A 20,340-nucleotide genomic window follows, 5' to 3' on the forward strand; every position below is an offset into this window, starting at 1 on the left:
GTGTCCACCCTTCTACGCGCCACGGGTTTATTCTTGCGCGAGCCCTAGGGAAGCTGGCCAACACCCTGTGGGCCGTACGAGGGCTCACAGCAGCAGCCGGCTCTCCTCACGGTATTGCGCGTCGGGCACGGCCAGATCCGTGAGTCCCCGGCCGATCCAGCGCCGTGCGGCGATCGTCAGGCGGCAGGATTGCCCGCGCGTTGCCTCCCAGTTGGCCGCCTCGGTCAGCAGGGCAGCGGCATAGGTGTTGAACAGGCCGAGGGCGAAACGGCGGGCCGCGGCCTCGCTGTCGCAACGGTTGCCCCTGGCCATCGATTCGGTATGGCGGCCCAGGGTCTGGACGGCCGTCCGCACGGACTTGACCGCGCCGTCCAGCTCGCTGGTGGTAACTTGTGCGACCCGCATCAGGGTGTCCTCGAGGAACGGGCGCAACGCCTCCTGCCGGTCGATGGCGCGCAGCGCGTCGAGGCTGAGCACGTTGGTGGTGCCCTCCCACAGCGGCAGCACCTGGGCGTCGCGCAGCAGGCGTGGCAGACCGGTCTCCTCGATGTAGCCCATGCCGCCAATGGCCTCGATCGCCTCACTGGCCACGCGCACCACCTGCTTGCCCGTGCCCAGTTTGGCGACCGGCGTGAGCAGTCGGCAGGCACCCGCCTCGAGCGGGCTGGCGGCCCTGGTCTCGACCTTGCCAATCAGTTCGGCCAGGCGCAGGGCGATGGCCAGGCCCGCCTCGTACTCGACCTGCAACCCGGCCAGGGTCTCCAGGTGCAATGGCTGCTCGATCAGCGGCCGACCGAAGGCGACACGCCGTCCGGCGTAATCCTTGGCGAGCTGAAGAGCGCGCGCCATGATCCCGGTGGCCGCCAGGGTGTTGTGAAAACGCGCCAGGTTGAGCACGGTGGCGATCAGGCGCACGCCGTCGCCGGGTTTGCCGACCAGGGTTGCCTCGACACCCTGCAGGTCGATCTCCGCCGTGGGCAGGGCCCGGGTGCCGAGCTTCTCCTTCAGCTTGCGCAGGGTGATGTGGCGCAGCGTCCCGTCCGCGTTCCAGGGCTGGACAAAGAACAGCGACAGACCGGGTGTGCCCTGGGCATTGGCCAGGGTGAGCGCACACTCCGCGGTGACCGCCGAGACGAAGAACTTGTTGCCGTAAAGCCGCCATACCCCCGCTTCCCGCCGCGCGGTGGTGGTGCTGCGGCTGACATCCGAACCGCCCTCCTTTTCCGTCATCCACTGGCCGCTGGTCCAGGCCTGATCGGGGTCGCGACTCAGCAGATGGCGGAGCGGCCGCGCGGCAAGCTCGGGATCGGCGTAGCGCTTGAGAATCGCGATGGCGCCATCCGTCATGGCATAGGGGCAGGAGACGAAAGCGGAACTGGGACCGAACAGGTGGATCAGCGCCGCCTGATGAAGGCGGGATCGCCAGCCGAGGCGGGCTTCATGGGCGGTCGCCATCAGACCCTGTTCGGCGCCAATCCGGTGGATCTCCCGCCAGGCGGGGCTGATCCGCACCTTGTCCACGCGCCGGCCCCAGGCCTCGTACTGCACCAGTTCCGGCACATCCCGTTCCGCCTCGATCGCCAGGGTCTGCAGGGATCCGGCGGCCAGTTCGCCGAGTTCGTGGAGCTGCGGGCGGATCTCTGCCAGCTGCTCTGGCGCGAACAGCCGTTCCAGCTGAAAGCGCAGGGCCGAATCGGCCTCAAAGGTGTTGGTCAGCTGTGGCGGGTCCTGGAAAAAGGGTTGGTTGTCGGTAGCCATGGCATGCTCCCTCGCGAGGGTCAGGATTGGGTTCCATGATGTACAGTACAGTCGAGCCCCGGCGCGGGGTCAAATGGCCGGCCGCGGTGTGGGCGGCGATACGCGGCTGGACCGCCTCGATCCGAAGCGCTGCGTCCTATAAACGCCGGCAGGCGCGGTGCCAACCATTACCCACCGACCCCGGCTTTGTTGTATCCTTATCCGTTTCCGTTTTGCCGTTGAGTAAGAGATGAAGAACCTGATACAGCAGTTGGTTTCCCAGGCCCTGGGCGAGATCGCCGCGGCGGGCGGGTTGGGCGATACGCCCGCGCCGCAGCCGATCATCGAGCGTACCCGCGACCCCCGTCATGGCGATTTCGCCTGTAACGTGGCGCTGGTACTGGCCAAGGCGGCGCGCCGCAAGCCGCGTGATCTGGCCGAACAGCTGATCGCCGCTCTGCCGGCCTCGCCGGCGGTGGCCAAGGTGGAGATCGCCGGGCCCGGCTTCATCAACTTCACCCTGGCGACGGATGCCTACCGGGCGGTGGTCAGCGAGGTGTTGACCCAGGGCCACGAGTATGGGCGCAGCCGCCTGGGCCAGGGCAAGCGTATCCAGGTGGAGTTTGTCTCCGCCAACCCGACCGGCCCGTTGCACGTGGGGCATGGGCGTGGCGCCGCCTACGGCGCGGTGGTGGCCGACCTGCTGGAGGCGGTGGGCTACGACGTGCACCGCGAGTACTACGTCAACGACGCCGGGCGGCAGATGGATATCCTGGCCGCCAGCGTCTGGCTGCGCTACCTGGAGCTGTGCGACGAGACCATCCCCTTCCCCGCCAACGGCTATCGTGGCGACTACGTTTGGGATATCGCCGCCACCCTGCACCGCGAGCATGGCGACAGCTACCGGCATGCCGCCGAAGCGGTGTTCGAGGGCGTGCCGGCGGACGAGCCGGCCGGTGGCGACAAGGAGAAGCATATCGACGGCGTGATCGAGCAGGCCAAGCAGCTGCTGGGCGACAATCGCTATCGCTATGTCTTCGAGCTGGCCCTCAACACTATCCTGGACGACATCCGCGATGACCTGGGCCTGTTCGGCGTCACCTACCAGGAGTGGTACTCGGAGCGCAGCCTGACCGAATCGGGCGCGGTCAACAAGGCGCTGCAGCGGCTGCGCGAATCCGGCCATGTCTACGAGCAGGGTGGTGCCCTCTGGTTCAAGTCCACCGATTTCGGTGACGAGAAGGACCGGGTGGTGGTGCGGGACAATGGCCAGACCACCTACTTCGCCTCCGACATCGCCTACCACATGGACAAACTGGAGCGCGGCTTTGAGCGCGTAATCGACGTCTGGGGCGCCGATCATCACGGCTACGTGCCGCGGGTCAAGGCGGCGATGCAGGCGGTGGGCGACGACCCGTCACGGCTCGATGTACTGCTGGTGCAGTTCGCCATTCTCTATCGCGGCGGCGAGCGGGTGCAGATGTCGACCCGCTCTGGCTCCTTCGTCACCCTACGCGAACTGCGCAAGGAGGTGGGCTCCGATGCCGCACGCTTCTTCTACGTGATGCGCAAGTGCGAGCAGCACATGGATTTCGATCTGGATCTGGCCAAGTCCCAGTCCAGCGACAATCCGGTCTACTATGTGCAGTACGCCCACGCCCGGGTCTGCAGCGTGCTGCGCCAGGCGGCGGAGAAGGGCATCCCGGTGGAGATCAGCGCGGGCGGGCAGAACCTGGAGCGGCTGACCGAGTCCCATGAACAGGCGCTGCTGAAGAGCCTGGCGCGCTATCCGGAGGTGGTGGAGGCCTCGGCCCTGAACGAGGAGCCGCACCAGCTGACCCACTACGTGCGGGAACTGGCCAACGATTTCCACACCTACTACAACGCCCACCAGTTCCTGGTGGAGGACGCGGCGCTGCGCGATGCCCGTATCAAACTGATCCTGGCGGTGCGCCAGGTGTTGCGCAACGGCCTCAACCTGCTCGGGGTTTCGGCACCGGAGAAGATGTAATGCCGCGGGACTACAAGAGTCGGGCAACGCCGCAGAAGAAGGGCCGCAAGCAGCCGCTGTCCGGCTGGGTCTGGTTCGCCAGCGGCCTGCTGGTGGGCCTGTTCGTCACCCTGCTGGTGTGGCTCAAGCTGACCCCGGACGGGCCGGTGCTACCAAAACCGGCGGTGGTTGACCGCTCCTACAAAGCGCCCCGGGAAACGCTGGCGGAACGCGAGCCGGAGCCGCCCAAGGCCCAGTCCGCGCCCAAGCCGCGCTTCGACTTCTACACCATTCTGCCGGAGATGGAGGTGGTGGTGCCGGATCCGGAACCGGAGGTGGAGAAAGCGTCCGTCGCGGCGACCCCTGCCAACGGCGCCGCCCCGGTGGTCAGTGCGGGACCCCGGAGCGCGGCGGCGTCCGCCTACTATATGTTGCAGATGGGCTCGTTCAGGAAATTCACCGATGCCGACAAATTGAAGGCCAGCCTGGCCCTGGTGGGGATCGAGGCCGAGATCCAGAAGTTTACCCTGGACGGCGGCGAGGTGTTCCACCGGGTGCGCAGCGGTCCCTACACCAGCGGCCAGGTCAACACCCTGCGTGCCCGCCTGAGCCAGAACAATATCAACAGCCTGGTGATCAAGCTGAAAAAATAGCCGGACGGTTCGACAGGCTCCTGGATTCAACCGCGAAGAACGCAAAGCTCGCAAAGAGAATTACTGGTTCACCTGGCAGTCCGGGTCAGGCTGTCAGGTTAAGGAGCGGGAGTATACGTGCCGCTGTTTTCCTTCGTGTTCTTGGTGGTTGAATCAAGATTTTTCGTTCCCCCCGTTCCCACACTACGGTCTGTCCCGCAGGGGCCGAACCTGATACCCGGCGGCTAACCCCCTCCCCCGTCGACCCACTCGTAAAGCTCAATGCTGTCCGATCGGCACTTACTGCAACCGCTGCCGCAGCCCGCCTCGACAGTCCGCCGGCGCACCCGGCCCTTGTGCATCCAGGTCTCCAGCATGCCGCGGGCCGCGTCCGGCGTGGTGCCCAGGTGCAGGGCGATATCGGACAGGCAGACGGGGCCGCGCCCGCACAGGTAGCGTTTGATGTTGGCGAGCATCAGACGGTGGCCTTTTTGTCCGCCAGTGGTTGAGCCTGTGGATCGCGCCTGCTCCAGATGCGCAGGCTCAGAATGACGGCGGCAATGAACAGACTCAGTCCGATAATCCAGGCGGCGGAGCTGCCAAGGTGTCGGTCAAGGGTGGCCGCTTGATAGAAGATAGTGGAGGTGGTGTAAGCGACGCCCGTGGTCCAGATTGCAACAAATCCGGCCCAGGCTCCGCCGGCTTCGCGCACAATGGCACCGATGGTGGCGACACAAGGGAAGTAGAGCAGGATGAAGAGCAGATAAGCGAAGGCGCCGGCCTGACCGTCAAAGCGGGCGGCCATGGCACCAAATATCCCGCTGTTGACCGCCTGTGCCGCGGCTGCTCCTTGCAGTGAGCTGATATCGCCCAAATCCAGTCCCAGGGGGTCGAGCAGGGTGTCGCGAATGGCGGCAAGATTGTCCGGCACGGTAGCCAGTGCCTCGCCCAGACGCGTCCAGAGTTCGAAGGGGGGCGGTTCGGCGATGGCGCCGGCGTCTTGCACCGCCAGGCGGGTATAGAGCGAGTCCAGCGTGCCCACCACCGCTTCTTTTGCCAGTACGCCGGTAAAGATACCGACGGTGGCCGGCCAGTTATCCTGTTTAATGCCCAGCGGGGCGAACAGCGGGGTGACCGATTTGCCCATTTCGTTGAGCACCGACGGGCTGCCGTCCCGGGCGCCAAAGCTGCCATCGACGCTGATGGAGTTGAGTACATTCAATGCCAGCACCATCATCACGATCACCTTTCCGGCATCGCGGATGAACAGCTTGACCCGATCCCAGGTACGCAGCAACACCCCTTTCAGGGTGGGGAGGTGGTAGGGTGGCAGCTCCATCATAAATCCACTGCTCTCGCCGCAAAGCAGGGTGCGACGCATGATCATGCCGGTTAGTACGGCGATCAGTATGCCCACCAGATAGAGCAGGAATACCAGATTCTGACCGTTACTGGGGAAAAAGGCGGCCGCGAACAGGGCGTATACCGGCAGGCGGGCGCCGCACGACATGAAGGGGTTCATCAGGATGGTGAGCTTGCGTTCCCGTTGGTTCTCGAGGGTGCGGGTCGCCATGACCGCCGGCACATTACAGCCAAAACCGACAATCAGGGGCACGAAGGCCTTGCCCGGCAGGCCGATGGCGCGCATCGCCCGGTCCATGACAAAGGCGGCGCGGGCCATGTAGCCGGTATCCTCCAGTACCGAAAGGAACAGGTAGAGGCAGGCGATGATGGGGATGAAGGTAGAGACCACCTGGATACCACCGCCTAGTCCGTCGGCAATGAACACCCGTGCCCAGGCGGGTAAACCCAGTTGGGCCAGCCAGTGGTTTGCGCCTTCCACCATCACCGCACCCACCGCGATATCGAAGAAGTCGATGAAGGCGCCGCCGATGTTGATGGTGAACATGAACATCAGGTACATCAACAGCATGAAGATCGGAATGCCGGCCACCCTGTTCAGCACCAGTCGGTCGATCCGGTCCGACAGGGTGCTGCCGAGGATCCCCGGCTCGCGGATCACCCGCAGCGCCAGTGTATGGGCATGGGCATAGCGGGCGTCGGCGATGTGGATATCCGCATCCTCGCCGGCGCGGTCGCGAATCAGTCCCTGCCAGCGCTCCACCAGCGGGCGGATCGACTCGCCGGCCAGGCCGAAGGCGTGGCTGTCGTTTTCCAGCAGCTTGAGGGCCAGCCAGCGTCGATTGGCGGCAATCGGCACCGCTTCGATGCCGGTGGTGATCTCGCTGATGGCCTGTTCGACGCACCCCTCGTGGCTGACCTGGAAGTCCTGTCCGGTCTGGCCGATCATGCCGCCTATCGCCTGTTTCAGCGGCTCCAGTCCCTCACCTGTGACCGCCACCACTGGCACTACAGGACAACCGAGCTCGCGGCTGAGCTGGTCGATATCCACGTCGATGCCGCGCTTGCGCGCTACATCCATCATGTTCAGCGCGGCGATGATGGGTACCCCCATCTCGCGCAGCTGGACACTGAAATAGAGATTGCGCTCCAGGTTGGAGGCGTCCAGCACATTGATGATCAGCGAGGCTTCACGGGATAGCAGGTAATCGCGGGTGACCTGTTCGTCGATGGAGTTGGCGTCCAGGGAGTAAATACCCGGGAGATCGATCATGGCCAGCTCCTCGCCCGCCAGCTGGAAGCGTCCCTCCTTGCGGTCCACGGTCACCCCGGGCCAGTTGCCGGTCTTCTGGCGGATGCCGGTGAACGCGTTGAACAGGGCCGATTTGCCGCAGTTGGGGTTGCCGCCGAGGGCGATGGTGATCACGGTCTCCTCCGGTGACCGGGGAGCCCGGTCGTGTAAATGCTGCTATCGATCGAGCGGCTGCATCAACAGCTTGTCAGCCACGCTGGCACCCAGGGCGACGCGGGTGCCGGCGCTGGCCACCACCACACCACGGCGACGTTGCTGCAGGACGCTGATCTCCGAACCGACGCGCAGGCCCAGGCCGAGCAGCCGCCTGATCAGCCCCTTGCCTCCCACGATGTGGGTAATGCGGGCACAGGTCCCGGCCGGGATCTGGGCCAGGGTAAGCGGATTGGCGGCTGGAACAGCGGTCTCCATGGACAGCGATATCTCAATAAGAATGATTTACGTTAAATCTATCACCGTTGTATATCAGGAACAACTGATAAACCAGAATAACGTTAAATTAGGCAGGGGTATTTGCCGGCGATCTCATCCTCAGGTGTCGGAGTCAAGCCGTGTATGCCGGGTGAAGTATGGTCGGGCATGGAGTCAGCTTGACTCCGACACCTCACCTATCGACGGCCTCAATTGCGGACTTCAGGCTTTTTCAGCAAGTCGACCCGGGAGGGCTTGAGGAAGTGGGCGCCGTCCTCCCCCATGTGGTGATTGAAGGCATCACGTATCTGCCCGTAGAGGGCCTCGTCGATGCGATGCTCGGTGTGGGTGACGCGGATCATCCGCTGGTCAAACTCGGCGAAGTCCTTGTAGTGGCCGGGGGCGTTGAAGAAGATCTGTTGCACCAGGGCCAGCTCGCCCTGCTCCACGCAGTTTCGAATCGCCGCGAAAGCGGCCTCGCGCACGGTTTTTTCATCATGGAACAGGCGCAGGATGTCGTTGAATTCACCGGCATAGACCGGCTCGGAGAAGTAGGCCAGGCCGCCGGGTCGCAGCACCCGCGCGATCTCGGAGATGGCCTGGGCCATCAGCGATTGCGGGACATGGTGCAGTGATTTCAGCATCAGCACCACGTCGATACTGTTCTCCTCCAGGTCGATCGCCTCCGCCCCGCCCTCACGGAATTCCACCGTGGGAAGGTCGTCGATCAGCAGATTCTTGGCGTGCTGGATCCGGTCCACCTCGGTGGCGATGATCCGGCGCGGGTGAAAGCGTTCGGCCAGCTGGCGGGTCATCCAGGCGCGACCGCAGCCCAGCTCCAGGAGCAGCCTGTCCTGGATCGGCAGATGTTGCTGAATTATCTCCAGCTCTGTGGCAGTCTGATATTTTTCCGGGGAGTCGATCTGCATGCTGTTGTTCCTGTGTCGGTTTATCCGGCGTTGTCCGCATTGTGGCGGGTAGGGGAAGCGCTTTAAATTCGGTGGTTATGGTAACTGCCCACCCGGCCTGTAAGCGATTGGCCTGCCTTGTTGGCCGATCTTGATGGCGCCTCGAATCCGACCCCATTTTCAGATTCAAGCCTGCCCTTGTTTGAGCGAAGCGAGTTTGGGCAGGCGCTGAAAATGGGGTCGGATTCGAGGAGATAAGCCATCGTGTGAGGCCGGCAAGGCAGGCCAAGCACCCCGTAAGTTGTTACTGATATATGTTGATATCGGATACCCTATAACACAATGACAAAAAACAATTTGAAGCAACAGGTCGATCACTGGTCGGAGAAACGCCTGGAGCGATTGCGCCTGCACCTGTCGCGTCAGGACGCCCTGCTCCAGCTCTCTCTCCTGGGCCTGCTTACGGGTTTCCTGGCGGGTACGGTGATTGTGCTGTTCCGGGTGGTGGTGGAGCAGACCCAGGCGGGCTTTTTGCCGGAGGGCCTGGTGGAGAACTACGAGGCGCTTGCCCCCTGGCTGCGTTTCCTGTTGCCGATCGTCGGGGCACTGATCATCGCCCTGTTCTTCCACTGGTATGCCAGGGGCGAGACGGTGCTGGGTGTCACCTGTGTGATGGAGCGGATGGCCTACCACCAGGGCTATATGACGTTGCGCAGCTTTGTGCTGCAGTTTCTCGGTGCCGCCACGGCCATTATCAGCGGCCACTCCGTGGGGCGGGAGGGGCCGCACATCCTCCTGGGGGCAGCCGCCGGCAGCCTGCTCGGGCAGCGCCTCTCCCTGCCCAACAACAGCATCCGCACCCTGTTGGGCTGCGGCACCGCCGCCGGTATTGCCGCTTCCTTCAACACCCCCCTGGCGGGGGTGATCTTTTCCCTGGAAGTGGTGATGATGGAGTACTCCCTGGTGAGCTTCATCCCGGTGATCCTGGCGGCGGTGACCGCCACCGGTATCTCCATTGCCGTGTTCGGCAATGCCCCGGCATTCGAGATCCCGCCGCTGACCCTGCCTTCCCTGGCGGAGATTCCGGTGGTGGTGTTGCTCGGTCTGCTGGTCGGTGCGTTGTCGGCGCTGTTTATCCAACTGATGCAGATGACCATGGCGCGGGTGGTGCGGGTGGCCTACTGGCAGCGCATTCTGTTCGCCGGTCTGCTGATGGGCGGTATCGGTTACCTGGTGCCCCAATCCATGGGGATCGGCTATGACACCGTCAACAGCGCCCTGCTGGGCGAGCTGGGTATTGCCCTGCTGGCGGCGATCCTGCTGGCCAAACTGCTCGCTACCGTGGCCTGCCTGGGCCTCGGGATACCGGGCGGCAATATCGGCCCGCTGCTGTTCCTAGGTGGCTGTCTCGGCAGCCTGATCGGCCAGATCGCCACCCAGATCTTCCATCACGATACCCTGGGCGTCGGTTTCTACGCCCTGCTCGGCATGGGGGCGATGATGGGAGCCACGCTGCAGGCGCCGCTGGCCGCGCTCACCGCCATGATGGAGTTGACCTATTCGCCCCATGCCATCATGCCGGGCATGCTGGCGATCGTGGTGGCGGGGCTGACGGTTACCCATCTGTTTGGCAAGGAGTCCCTGTTCCTCACCCTGATGCGCGCCATCGGCAAGGATTACGATACCAACCCGGTGATGCTGGCGCTGCGCCGGTCCGGTGTCGCCAGCGTCATGCACCGGCATTTTGCACGCCCCGAGCGGCGGCTCAGCCGCGACCAGGCCGAGAGTCTGCTGCGGGAAGAGCCGGAGTGGCTGCTGATCCAGGGCGACGGCGGGCCCGTCAGCCTGATGCCGGCGGTTGATCTGGTGCGTTACCTGAAGACGGAGCCGGACGCGGGTGAAATCGACCTGATGGAGATACCGGCGCAGCGGATCGAGGTGATGCCTATCTATCTGCAGGCCACCCTGCAGGAGGCGCTGAGCCTGCTCAACAGCGGTGCCGAAGCGCTCTACGTGGAGCGTATGACCGCGCCGGGCATCCGCCACATTTACGGGGTGTTGACCCGGGAACAGGTGGAGTCGGCCTATAAAATCTGAAGGCCGGACCGGATGAACCTGAAACCCTCATTTCAACCGCGAAGGGCGCAAAGAACGCGAAGGAAAACACCGACTTGTATTCTTCAGATCCTTCGCCTGCAGGGTTGGGCCGGAGGAGTGGTGCAGGAGGAGTGGTACAGGGATGTACCGCTTTCGGAGCCGAGGATGCAATGCACCGTTTACGTATCTGAGGACGGAAATAAAGGTAAGCTATTGTATCTCTTTGCGCACTTTGCGTTCTTCGCGGTTGAATCGAGATTCAGAATGAGCCTACCCGAACCGGGAAATCGTTAGACGGAGGCAGGATGAAACTGCTGGAACTTACCGCTGAACAGATAGTGATCGTCTGCTCCGCCTGGCTGCTGTACGGCCTGGTGCACTCGTTCACCGCCTCGCTGTGGCTGAAGCAGCGGGTGGCGCGGCGCTGGCCGGAACGCATGCCGCTCTACCGGCTGGGGTTCAATCTGCTGGCGGCGATCACCCTGGCCCCGTCGCTGTGGCTGATCTACCGCTGGCACGGTGACTTTCTGTGGCGCTGGACGGGGCCGGGCTGGTGGCTGTCCAACGGATTGGCGCTTGCGGCCATCGGTGGCTTCGTCTGGTCGCTGCGCTACTACGATGGCGCCGAGTTCCTCGGCCTGCGCCAGTGGCGCGAGCGCGAACGGCGGGTCGAGGATCAGGAGCGCTTCTACATCTCGCCGCTGCACCGCTTCGTGCGCCACCCCTGGTACTTCCTGGCGCTGGTGATGGTCTGGACCCGCGACATGGATGGCGTGTTTCTGCTCTCCAGCCTGATGATCAGCGGCTATTTCATCCTCGGTTCGCGGCTCGAGGAGCGCAAGCTGCTGGTCTATCACGGGGAGCGCTACCGCCGCTACCGGGAGCGGGTGCCGGCGCTGTTTCCGCTGCCCTGGCGTCATCTCTCGACGCGCCAGGCGGAGGCATTGATGAGGGCGGATACCGGGCAAAAAAAGCCTTTCCCCCCTTCAGTATCCGGGAAACCGGTCGACCCATAGAGATAGTGTGTTTTTTGCGCCGATGTGGGTGGGGTGTGTCAACAGGTCGCGCCTACTGCATCGGGCGGGGTGTTAGTGATGGTACCGGCCTGACCGGTACCGGGATTCCAGGGGACTTTAACAACAATCCGACAGGGGTGAGCAATGCAGGACTATGCAGAGAAGCGGGACTTTTATCGCATGGCGGTGGACTGTGCGGCGCGTTATCGGGTGGCGGGTGAAGATGCCGTGCAAAACGCCACGGTCAAGGATCTCAGCGCCGGCGGGCTACAGTTGCGGATCGGGCGGGAACTGGCCGCCGGGGCGACGCTGAATGTGGAGATCCAGCCCGGCAAGGCCATCACCCCGCCGCTGCACGCGGTGGTGAAGGTGATTCGCTGCACGCCGGTTGAGAACGGGGTGGTCGGGGGCTTTTTGGTCGCCTGCAGTATCGAACGGATGCTGGCGGTGGAAGAGGTGGGGCTCGAATTCCCCTGATCCACCTTGCAGGTCCGCCTTGGTATCTGCATCCAGGACCATTCGTAGGGGCAACGCCCCGTGGTTGCCCCGAGGCGGGTTGGCGTCGGGACCGGGCGGGTCCCGATCCCGTGCCTGTCTGGTCAATAGGATCTTTACTCTCGCAAAGGCGCCAAGAAAACCTTTTTTCGTAACTACTCACGGGGTGATTGGCCTGCCTTGTTGGCCGATCTTGATGGCGCCTCGAATCCGGTCCCGTTTTCAGATTCAAGCCTGCCCTTGTTTGAGCGAAGCGAGTTTGGGCAGGCGCTGAAAAGGGGGCCGGATTCGAGGGAACAAGCCATCGTGTGAGGCCAACAAGGCAGGCCAATCACTTACAGACCGGGTGAGAAGTTACACCTTTGCGCTCTTGGCGTCTTGGCGGGAGGTCATTCGCCAACTTTACATTCCGAAGCGATCGACTGCCTGTTTCCGTGCCGGGGATGGAGTCGGGCTGTACACCCCGTCAATAATAACTTACCTTGCAATTTCAATGGTTTCCCCGGGTGATTCCGCATGCAAGACCTACTGTTTCAGTCCGGATTGGGATAAAATACGCCACTCTCCCTGTATTAATACGCCTTGGGCGTACATAAGCAGCTGATATCACAAGTAACGCCTCCTGCCGAGTTATTTAGATCCTATGGCCGATCCTGCAATCGAACCCCAGCGTATCCGCGAGATACCCTACAACTACACCTCGTTTTCCGATCGGGAGATCGTCATCCGCTTCCTCGGCGAGGAGATGTGGCAGGTGATCGAGAAGTTGCGCGGCAGCCGCCGTACCGGCCGCTCCGCGCGCATGCTCTACGAGGTGCTGGGGGACATGTGGGTGGTGGTGCGCAATCCCTATCTGCAGGACGACCTGCTGATGGATGCGGCGCGCCGCGGCGCCCTGATCGACGCCCTCAAGCATCGGCTGGACCAGTTCGAGGCCCGCACCAACGGCAACGCGGACGCCATCCGCCTGCTGGGTGCCGCGCGGGTGGCGGTGGAGAAGTTCTCCGCCTGCTTCCAGCATAACCAGGAGCTGCGCCGCCGGGTGAGCCGGGCGCTGGCCAGGATCACCCGCCGCGACAACGTGGACTTCGGCGGTCTGGCGCGGGTCTCCCACGCCACCGACGCCACCGACTGGCGTGTCGAGGTGCCGTTCGTGGTGATCTGTCCGGATCGGGAGGAGGAGGTGGCGCCGATCGTGCGCGCCTGCATCGACAGCGGCCTGACCATCATTCCGCGTGGCGGCGGCACCGGCTATACCGGGTCAGCCGTACCCCTGGATCCCTACTGCGCGGTGATCAACACCGAGAAGCTGGAACAGCTGGGCGCGGTCGAGTACCGCGAGCTGCCCGGGGTCGAAGGCAAGGTGGCGACGGTCGAGGCGGGTGCCGGGGTGGTGACCAAGCGGGTCTCCGACCTGGCCGCCGGAAGCGGTCTCGCCTTCGCCGTGGACCCCACCTCGCAGAACGCCTCCACCATCGGCGGCAACATCGCCATGAATGCCGGCGGCAAGAAGGCGGTGCTGTGGGGCACCACCCTGGACAACCTCGCCTCCTGGCGCATGGTGATGCCGGACGGCAACTGGCTGGAGGTGGAGCGGCTGAATCACAACCTGGGCAAGATCCACGAGCAGGAGCGGGTCAGCTTCCGTATCACCCGCTACCGGGCGGACGGAAAGAGCCGGGTCGGCGAGCCGGAGATCCTGGCGATGCCGGGTGCCAGCTTCCGCAAGGCGGGGCTGGGCAAGGATGTCACCGACAAGTTTCTCTCCGGCCTGCCCGGGGTGCAGAAGGAGGGGTGCGACGGCCTGATCACCTCGGCGCGCTTCATCCTGCACCGCATGCCGGACCATGTGCGCACCGTCTGCATGGAGTTTTTCGGCTCCGACCTCTCCAGGGCGGTGCCGGCCATTATTGAGATCCGCGACCGCATCGCCGCCACCGAAGGGGTGGAGATGGTGGGGCTGGAGCACCTGGACGAGCGCTATATCAAGGCGGTCAAGTACAGCACCAAGGCGCCGCGCCGCGAGCGGCCGAAGATGGTGCTGATCACCGATCTGGTGTCGGACGACGAGACGGCGGTGGCCCAGGCCGCCTCCGAGGTGGTGCGGCTGGTAAATGCCCGCGAGGGCGAGGGCTTCATCGCCGTCAGCCCCGAGGCGCGGCGCCGCTTCTGGCTCGACCGCAGCCGTACCGCCGCCATCTCCGCCCACACCAACGCCTTCAAGGTGAACGAGGACGTGGTGATCCCGCTGGAGCGGCTGGCGGAGTACAGTCGCGGCATCGAACAGATCAATATCGAGCAGTCGATCAGCAACAAGCTGCAGATCATGCGCGCGGTGCTGGCTTATCTACGCGGCCGCATGCCGGAGCTGCGGCTGCCGGAGGAGTACGAGGAGTCGGAGGAGAGCCGCGCCATCCTCCAGGCCAAGCGCGACGCCGCCTGCGAGGTGGTGGCCACGGCCGAACAGCGCTGGCGGCAGATCCTGGAGCACCTGGAGGCCCCGGCGGCGGCGCACCGCGTCCTGCTGCGGGAGCAGGAGCTGGAAAAACTGCGGCCCGGCGACAGCCTGCTGGACATGATGCTGCGGCGCGACCTGGTGCAGAACTACCGCAAGGAGGTGATGACACGGCTGAACGAGATCTTCGCCGGCCAGGAGATGCTGGCGGTGCAGGAGCGGCTCAACGCCATCCATGCCGAGATCCGCGATGCGCGCCTGTTCGTCGCCCTGCACATGCACGCCGGCGACGGCAACGTGCACACCAACATCCCGGTGCACTCGCACAACTACGAGATGCTGCACGAGTCCGAGCGCATGGTGGAGCGCATCATGGCGCTGGCCAAGTCCCTCGACGGGGTGATCTCCGGCGAGCACGGTATCGGCCTGACCAAGATCCGTTTCATGGAGGAAGAGAAGCTGCGCGATTTCGTCGCCTACAAGGAGCGGGTCGATCCCGGACGCCACTTCAACCGCGGCAAGCTGATGCCCGGCTCCAACCTGGACGGCGCCTACACCCCGTCGTTGCGCCTGGTGCAGCAGGAGGCGATCATCCTCGAAGCGAGCGAGCTGGGCGAGCTCAACGACGACATCAAGCACTGCCTGCGCTGCGGCAAGTGCAAGCCGGTGTGCATGACCCACGTGCCGCGCGCCAACCTGCTCTACTCGCCGCGCAACAAAATCCTCGGCACCGGCCTGATCATCGAGGCTTTCCTCTACGAGGAGCAGACCCGGCGCGGCATCTCGCTGCGCCATTTCGAGGAGATGAACGACGTGGCGGACCACTGCACCATCTGCCACAAGTGCCTCAACCCCTGCCCGGTCAATATCGACTTCGGCGAGGTCACCGTGCGCATGCGCAAGATCCTCACCGAGCAGGGCAAGAAGCGGCGCAATCTCGGCACTTGGGCGGCCATGTCGTTCCTCAACACCACCGATCCGCGCACCATCCGCAGCCTGCGCAAGGGCATGCTGGAGTGGGGCTTCAAGGGGCTGGCGCTGGGCCACGCGCTGTTCCGGCGCACCGGCCTGCTGGGGCGCGGCAAGCAGATCCCACACGCCACCACCGGCCGCCCGGAGCCCAAGGCGCTGGCGGTGGAGCTGGTGCGCCGGCCGATCCGGGTGGAGCTGCCGAAAAAGACCACCCGTGCCCTGCTCGGGATCGAGGAGAGCGGCATGATCCCGATCTTCCGCGATCCGGCCAAGGTAAACGACGAGTCGGACGCCATCTTCTACTTCCCCGGCTGCGGTTCCGAGCGGCTGTTCAGCGATGTCGGACTGGCCACCATCGCCATGCTCTACGAACTGGGCAACGAGGTGGTGCTGCCGCCCGGCTATCTCTGCTGCGGCTATCCGCAGACCGCGGCCGGTCAGCACGCCAAGGGGCTGGAGATCACCACCGGCAACCGGGTGCTGTTCCACCGCGTCGCCAACACCCTCAACTACATGGACATCAAGACGGTCATCGTCTCCTGCGGCACCTGTATCGATCAGCTGATGAAGTACGAGTTCGAGAAGATCTTCCCCGGCTGCCGGCTGCTGGATATCCACGAGTACCTGATGGAGAAGGGGGTGGTGCTGGAGCACGGCGACGCCACCCAGTATCTCTATCACGATCCCTGCCACAGCCCGATGAAGCAGTACAACCCCACCGAGGTGGCGTCGAAGCTGATGGACAAGAAGGTGCTGTTGTCCGACCGCTGCTGCGGCGAGGCCGGCACCCTGGGGACGGCGCGCCCGGATATCGCCAGCCAGCTGCGTTATCGCAAGGTGGAGGAGCTGGAGCAGGGGATCAAGGCGCTGAGCGGCGCCGAGCGGGCGGTCGGGGGCAATGTGAAGATGCTCACCTCCTGTCCCGCCTGTACCCAGGGGCTGAACCGCTACAAGGACGAGACCGGCCTGGAGGTCTCCTACATCGTCGAGGAGCTGGCCAGGGACCGGCTGGGCGAGAACTGGCAAAAGACCTTCGTCGAGCGGGTGATGCAGGGGGGCATCGAGCGGGTGCTGCTGTGAGACCGGCAGGCCACTGATGTCCGTCGGGGCAGCCCCTTAACAGCTTCATCAATTGTCCCGCTGCCGCGATAGCTCGCGCAGTCGGGCCCGGGCCTCGTCGGGGGCGTTGGCGGTCTCTTCCAGCAGCGTCCGGCCTGCCTCCGCCAGCGCCGCCAGCTGCGCCGGGTCGAACAGGGAGCGGGCCGCCCGTAGCGCCTCCGGCGACGCGGAGAGCAGGCTCGGCAGCAGTTCCTGCTCGCTGATCACCGAATCCGGATCCAGCAGGTCGGCCACCAGGGGGTAGGCCAGCAGGGCGTAATGGGTGCTGCGCGCCGCCTCCTCGTCGGCCAGCTCCTGCAGCGCCAGCGGATCGCTGCCCGCGCCCTTGCGTACCGCCTGCATCACCACCGCCACCAGTTTCTCGACCCCCTGCTGGATCTCGTGCTGATCGTCCGCCATGCGGGCCGCCTGCTCATAGGTCTGGTCCAGCCGCTCCTTGATGGCGAGGATGCGCTCGCTCCCGGCGTTTTCGGGCAGCTGGGTCGCCTCGTGGACCAGGGCACGGAAGCTGCTGATGAACTCCACCAACTCCTCATGGTCCAGGCGCTGGGCCTGTTCCAGTTGGGCCGGGGTGATGGTGCGCTGCGGCTCCGGGAACAGGGGGTTGTGCTGCTTGCGCAGCAGGTGGCGCTCGCGTTTGCCGGGGAAGGTGCTGAATCTGAGTGAGGACATAGATGCTACTCGTCGGTCTCTGGTTTCTGGGGCAGCCGCCAGCGCAGCAGGCCCCCCGGTTTCGGCTGGTCAGGCTCATCCTCGACCTCGGGGCCGAGCAGGATCGCCAGCCAGCGGGTGTCGTCGTTGCTGTCCAGGGCGATCTTGATAGTCATGGTCAGGGGCACGGAGAGGAACATGCCGACGGTCCCCAGGACCCAACCCCAGAACACCAGGGAGAGGAACACCACCAGACTGGAGAGGCCCAGTCCCTTGCCCATGAAGCGCGGCTCGATCACGTTGCCCACCAGATTGTTGGCCAGCAGATAACCGAGCGCCGCCCAGGCGGTGCCGCCCGGCCCCAGCTGCACCAAGGCCAGCAGCAGGGCGGGAATGGCGGCGATAATGGAGCCGATATTGGGCACGAAATTGAGGAAGAAGGCGATCACCCCCCACAGCACCGGGTAGTCCACCCCGACCACCAGCAGCCAGAGGTAGATGATGGCGCCGGTGAGCAGGCTGGTGGCGGTCTTGATCACCATGTAGCGCTTGATGTTGTCGAGGAACTGGTCGAAGTGGGGGAACGACTGCTCCGGGTTGGCCAGGATGCGGTGCAGTTTGCCCGGGAAGCTGGAGGCCTCCAGCAGAATGAATACCACCGTGAGCAGGATCAGGAAGGTGTTGGTCAGCAGCCCGCCCAGGCTGCTCAGACCCTGTGCCGCCATGGACATCGCCCGGGCCGGGTCCAGCAGCTTGGAGAAGGTCTGTTCCGGCAGCGCCACCCCCAGTCCCGAGAGCCACTGCAGCGCGGCGCCGGTGAGGACCTTGAGCTTGGTCTGATAGACCGGCAGTTGGGAGGAGAAGTCGTCCACCGCGTTGCCCACCAGCACCCCCAGCAACAGGCCGCTGGAGGCGATCGCCAGGATCACCAGGATGATGGCGATCACCGACGGCACCCGGTAGGCACGCAGAAAGAACAGCGCTGGGGCGGCGATGATGGCGATAAACCCGGAGAGCAGGAACGGCACCAGGATGCCCTGGGCCTCGCGCATCCCGGCCACCACGATGACGAAGGCCGCCGTAGTCAGCAGCACGCGCCCGCCGTTGGCCGGTCGGTGGGTTTCCGGCATCAGCGGTACTCGGGGATCGGGTTGATGCGAAACCAGGTTTTAGCCTCGGGGTCGTACTCCCAGAGCTGCTGGTCATGGACGGTCTTTTCCACCTGCCGGTCATCGAAAATGAAGCCGATGACGGCGGTCTGGGTCGCCTGGTTTTCCGCCACCAGATCCGGCAGCCGGATCACCTTGTAGTCGGTGACCCTGACATTGCCCAGATTGGTGGGGACCGGGTTCTGGGCGGCAATGTCCTTGCGCAGGAAGTTGTAGACCTGACCCGGATAGCCCCAGCGGAGGGTCGACTGGTAGGCCTTCAGTCGGTCCTGCAGCGTCTCCTCCTTTTTATCCTGCATCAGGTTTAGGGTCTTGCAGCCCGTCAGCAGGATTAGTGCTGTCAGCAGGGCGACGGTTCTCAGGATGCTTCCGCTCATTATTTACTCCTGTAATGGTGCCGGCAGTGTAACCCGGATCAGGGAAAAAATGTATGCAGCCCGAGTTATACGACGATTTGCCGGCGGCGGATGCGAAACGGCGCATAACTGGCGGTCGAGGAGTAATTGCTCACTCGCACAGTCGATCAGAGACCCTCCAATGCACCACGGAGTCACAGAGGATACGGAGGTGGGTCTGGGCAACGTGACGGAGCGGATTACCGGAACACCTTAAACCTGTAGGTTGGGGTGAGCTTGCGAACCCCAACATGTGGCGTTGAACGCAACCATCGTCCGTTGGGGTTCGCTCCGCTCACCCCAACCTACACGCTGTGTCTCTGTGGTGCCAATTGCGGCAAACAGTGACACAGGGGAAAGACAAGGCGACGTTCAAGCAGGTATGATGCCCGGCTTGTCAGGGAGCCTAATTTAATGTCAGAAAGCGTGGAACAGGAGCCTCTGTTCGAGGTCCGGATCGGAAACAGCCAGGTCACTTTGCTGGGGACCGCCCACGTTTCGCGCGCCAGTGCGGACAAGGTCAGGGAGCTGCTGGACAGCGGCACCTATGACGCGGTGGCGGTGGAGCTCTGCCCCAGCCGTTATCATGCCATTCTCGATCCCGATGCCCTCGCCCGCATGGACCTGTTCAAGGTGGTGCGGGAAGGCAAGGTCAGCATGGTGGCGGCCAACCTGGCCCTGGGCGCCTATCAGCAGCGCCTGGCCGAGCAGTTTGGCATCGAGCCAGGGGCGGAACAGTTGGCGGCAATCCGTCATGCCCAGGAGCATCACAAGCCGGTGCTGCTGATCGACCGCGAGATCGGCGTGACCCTGCGACGGGTGCTGCACAATGTGCCCTGGTGGAAGCGCTTCGGCCTGTTTGCCGGCCTGCTGGGCAGCCTGATCTCCCGGGACGAGGTGAGCGAGGCGGATATCGAGGGGCTGAAGGAGGGTGATGTGCTGGAGCACACCTTTGCCGAGTTCGCCGAGGACCGCAAGGATCTGTTCACCCCGCTGATCGATGAACGGGACCGCTACATGGCGGCGCGACTGCTGCAGGAGCTGCAGGAGCAGTCCCCGGAGCGGGTGCTGGCGGTGGTTGGTGCCGGCCACTTGAAGGGTATCCGCGCCTACCTGGATAGCGGCATGGAGCGGCCGGCCCGGGTGATCGAGAAGCTGGATCACCTGCCCACCCCAAGCCGCTGGCCGCGGCTGATCCCCTGGTTGATCGTGGCACTGGTGATCAGCGGCTTCGTCATCGGCTTCCTGCGCAGTCCGGAGCTGGGCTGGCAGCTGGTGATGGACTGGGTGCTGATCAATGGCGCGCTGTCGGCGCTGGGGGCGCTGATCGCCGCGGGACATCCGCTGACCATCCTCACCGCGTTTGTTGCGGCACCGATCACCTCGCTCAATCCCACGGTCGGGGCTGGCATGGTGACCGCGGCGGCGGAGCTCTATCTGCGCAAGCCGCAGGTGGGGGATTTTTCCCGCCTCAAGCACGACACCACCCAGGTACGCGGCTGGTGGCGCAACCGGGTCTCCCGCACCCTGCTGGTGTTTCTGTTCAGCACCCTGGGCTCGGCCGCCGGCACCTATGTGGCCGGTTTCCGCATTTTCGACCGGCTGGTGGGGTAGTTTTT

General features: G+C 64.2%; 15 protein-coding genes. 7 read left to right on the top strand and 8 right to left on the bottom strand.

Features of this window, described 5'->3' with window-relative positions; genetic code table 11:
* Positions 1 to 84: 84 nt before the first annotated feature.
* Complete coding sequence (locus tag NPX02_RS13895; RefSeq protein ID WP_260294345.1) at positions 85 to 1,758, bottom strand: acyl-CoA dehydrogenase family protein; 1,674 nt, start codon at positions 1,756 to 1,758, stop codon at positions 85 to 87.
* 229 nt (positions 1,759 to 1,987) lie between these two features.
* On the opposite strand from NPX02_RS13895, the gene argS reads away from it, so the two are divergent.
* Positions 1,988 to 3,748, top strand: a complete 1,761-nt coding sequence (gene argS, locus NPX02_RS13900; RefSeq protein WP_260294346.1) for an arginine--tRNA ligase — start codon at positions 1,988 to 1,990, stop codon at positions 3,746 to 3,748.
* Entirely contained in the window at positions 3,748 to 4,380 is a 633-nt protein-coding gene (locus NPX02_RS13905; RefSeq protein WP_260294347.1) for an SPOR domain-containing protein, read from the top strand. The genes argS and NPX02_RS13905 overlap by 1 nt, the downstream gene beginning before the upstream one ends.
* Before the next feature lie 224 nt (positions 4,381 to 4,604).
* On the opposite strand, the gene NPX02_RS13910 is transcribed toward NPX02_RS13905, so the two are convergent.
* From NPX02_RS13910 to NPX02_RS13925, 4 genes are all read right to left on the bottom strand, one after another.
* Positions 4,605 to 4,835 (bottom strand): FeoC-like transcriptional regulator, encoded by a 231-nt coding sequence (locus NPX02_RS13910; protein ID WP_260294348.1) that lies wholly within the window; start codon positions 4,833 to 4,835, stop codon positions 4,605 to 4,607.
* The gene (gene feoB, locus NPX02_RS13915) at positions 4,835 to 7,147 is read right to left on the bottom strand and encodes a Fe(2+) transporter permease subunit FeoB (protein WP_260294349.1); all 2,313 of its coding nucleotides are present in this window, start codon (positions 7,145 to 7,147) and stop codon (positions 4,835 to 4,837) included. Before feoB ends, NPX02_RS13910 begins: the two co-directional genes overlap by 1 nt.
* 42 nt (positions 7,148 to 7,189) lie before the next feature.
* The gene (locus NPX02_RS13920; RefSeq protein WP_260294350.1) at positions 7,190 to 7,444 is read right to left on the bottom strand and encodes a FeoA domain-containing protein; all 255 of its coding nucleotides are present in this window, start codon (positions 7,442 to 7,444) and stop codon (positions 7,190 to 7,192) included.
* Between the two features lie 209 nt (positions 7,445 to 7,653).
* The gene (locus NPX02_RS13925; protein WP_260294351.1) at positions 7,654 to 8,373 is read right to left on the bottom strand and encodes a class I SAM-dependent methyltransferase; all 720 of its coding nucleotides are present in this window, start codon (positions 8,371 to 8,373) and stop codon (positions 7,654 to 7,656) included.
* Positions 8,374 to 8,694: 321 nt separating this feature from the next.
* On the opposite strand from NPX02_RS13925, the gene NPX02_RS13930 reads away from it, so the two are divergent.
* The 4 genes from NPX02_RS13930 to NPX02_RS13945 all read left to right on the top strand — a co-directional run bounded on the left by NPX02_RS13930 (position 8,695) and on the right by NPX02_RS13945 (position 16,467).
* Positions 8,695 to 10,449 carry a chloride channel protein gene (locus tag NPX02_RS13930; RefSeq protein WP_260294352.1) on the top strand — a complete coding sequence of 585 codons (1,755 nt, stop codon included), beginning with the start codon at positions 8,695 to 8,697 and terminating at the stop codon, positions 10,447 to 10,449.
* 305 nt (positions 10,450 to 10,754) lie between these two features.
* On the top strand, positions 10,755 to 11,465 hold the full coding sequence (locus tag NPX02_RS13935) for a hypothetical protein (protein WP_260294353.1): 711 nt from the start codon (positions 10,755 to 10,757) through the stop codon (positions 11,463 to 11,465).
* 144 nt (positions 11,466 to 11,609) lie between these two features.
* Complete coding sequence (locus NPX02_RS13940) at positions 11,610 to 11,942, top strand: PilZ domain-containing protein (protein WP_260294354.1); 333 nt, start codon at positions 11,610 to 11,612, stop codon at positions 11,940 to 11,942.
* Between the two features lie 661 nt (positions 11,943 to 12,603).
* Positions 12,604 to 16,467, top strand: a complete 3,864-nt coding sequence (locus NPX02_RS13945; protein ID WP_260294355.1) for a DUF3683 domain-containing protein — start codon at positions 12,604 to 12,606, stop codon at positions 16,465 to 16,467.
* Positions 16,468 to 16,515: 48 nt separating this feature from the next.
* On the opposite strand, the gene NPX02_RS13950 is transcribed toward NPX02_RS13945, so the two are convergent.
* Genes NPX02_RS13950 through NPX02_RS13960 form a run of 3 tightly spaced genes read right to left on the bottom strand, consistent with a single transcriptional unit; the run spans position 16,516 to position 18,703 of the window.
* On the bottom strand, positions 16,516 to 17,178 hold the full coding sequence (locus NPX02_RS13950; RefSeq protein WP_260294356.1) for a hypothetical protein: 663 nt from the start codon (positions 17,176 to 17,178) through the stop codon (positions 16,516 to 16,518).
* 5 nt (positions 17,179 to 17,183) lie between these two features.
* Positions 17,184 to 18,287: an AI-2E family transporter gene (locus NPX02_RS13955; protein ID WP_260294357.1), complete on the bottom strand. Its 1,104-nt coding sequence runs from the start codon at positions 18,285 to 18,287 to the stop codon at positions 17,184 to 17,186.
* Positions 18,287 to 18,703 carry a hypothetical protein gene (locus NPX02_RS13960; protein ID WP_260294358.1) on the bottom strand — a complete coding sequence of 139 codons (417 nt, stop codon included), beginning with the start codon at positions 18,701 to 18,703 and terminating at the stop codon, positions 18,287 to 18,289. The genes NPX02_RS13955 and NPX02_RS13960 overlap by 1 nt, the downstream gene beginning before the upstream one ends.
* 432 nt (positions 18,704 to 19,135) lie before the next feature.
* Here NPX02_RS13960 and NPX02_RS13965 point away from each other — a divergent pair, with 432 nt between their 5' ends.
* Positions 19,136 to 20,335 carry a TraB/GumN family protein gene (locus tag NPX02_RS13965; RefSeq protein WP_260294359.1) on the top strand — a complete coding sequence of 400 codons (1,200 nt, stop codon included), beginning with the start codon at positions 19,136 to 19,138 and terminating at the stop codon, positions 20,333 to 20,335.
* The last annotated feature ends 5 nt before the right edge of the window (positions 20,336 to 20,340 follow it).

Origin of the sequence: Sedimenticola hydrogenitrophicus (assembly GCF_025175675.1) — a bacterium.
In the GTDB taxonomy this organism is placed as follows: domain Bacteria; phylum Pseudomonadota; class Gammaproteobacteria; order Chromatiales; family Chromatiaceae; genus Sedimenticola; species Sedimenticola hydrogenitrophicus.

What these genes read in the sequence shown, in the direction of transcription:
- NPX02_RS13940 (WP_260294354.1), top strand. Translation starts at nt 11,610, where the DNA reads ATGCAGGACTATGCAGAGAAGCGGGACTTTTATCGCATGGCGGTGGAC.
- NPX02_RS13960 (WP_260294358.1), bottom strand. Translation starts at nt 18,703, where the DNA reads ATGAGCGGAAGCATCCTGAGAACCGTCGCCCTGCTGACAGCACTAATC.
- NPX02_RS13955 (WP_260294357.1), bottom strand. Translation starts at nt 18,287, where the DNA reads ATGCCGGAAACCCACCGACCGGCCAACGGCGGGCGCGTGCTGCTGACT.
- NPX02_RS13930 (WP_260294352.1), top strand. Translation starts at nt 8,695, where the DNA reads ATGACAAAAAACAATTTGAAGCAACAGGTCGATCACTGGTCGGAGAAA.
- NPX02_RS13905 (WP_260294347.1), top strand. Translation starts at nt 3,748, where the DNA reads ATGCCGCGGGACTACAAGAGTCGGGCAACGCCGCAGAAGAAGGGCCGC.
- NPX02_RS13935 (WP_260294353.1), top strand. Translation starts at nt 10,755, where the DNA reads ATGAAACTGCTGGAACTTACCGCTGAACAGATAGTGATCGTCTGCTCC.
- argS (WP_260294346.1), top strand. Translation starts at nt 1,988, where the DNA reads ATGAAGAACCTGATACAGCAGTTGGTTTCCCAGGCCCTGGGCGAGATC.
- NPX02_RS13965 (WP_260294359.1), top strand. Translation starts at nt 19,136, where the DNA reads ATGTCAGAAAGCGTGGAACAGGAGCCTCTGTTCGAGGTCCGGATCGGA.
- NPX02_RS13950 (WP_260294356.1), bottom strand. Translation starts at nt 17,178, where the DNA reads ATGTCCTCACTCAGATTCAGCACCTTCCCCGGCAAACGCGAGCGCCAC.
- NPX02_RS13925 (WP_260294351.1), bottom strand. Translation starts at nt 8,373, where the DNA reads ATGCAGATCGACTCCCCGGAAAAATATCAGACTGCCACAGAGCTGGAG.
- NPX02_RS13910 (WP_260294348.1), bottom strand. Translation starts at nt 4,835, where the DNA reads ATGCTCGCCAACATCAAACGCTACCTGTGCGGGCGCGGCCCCGTCTGC.
- NPX02_RS13945 (WP_260294355.1), top strand. Translation starts at nt 12,604, where the DNA reads ATGGCCGATCCTGCAATCGAACCCCAGCGTATCCGCGAGATACCCTAC.
- NPX02_RS13920 (WP_260294350.1), bottom strand. Translation starts at nt 7,444, where the DNA reads ATGGAGACCGCTGTTCCAGCCGCCAATCCGCTTACCCTGGCCCAGATC.
- NPX02_RS13895 (WP_260294345.1), bottom strand. Translation starts at nt 1,758, where the DNA reads ATGGCTACCGACAACCAACCCTTTTTCCAGGACCCGCCACAGCTGACC.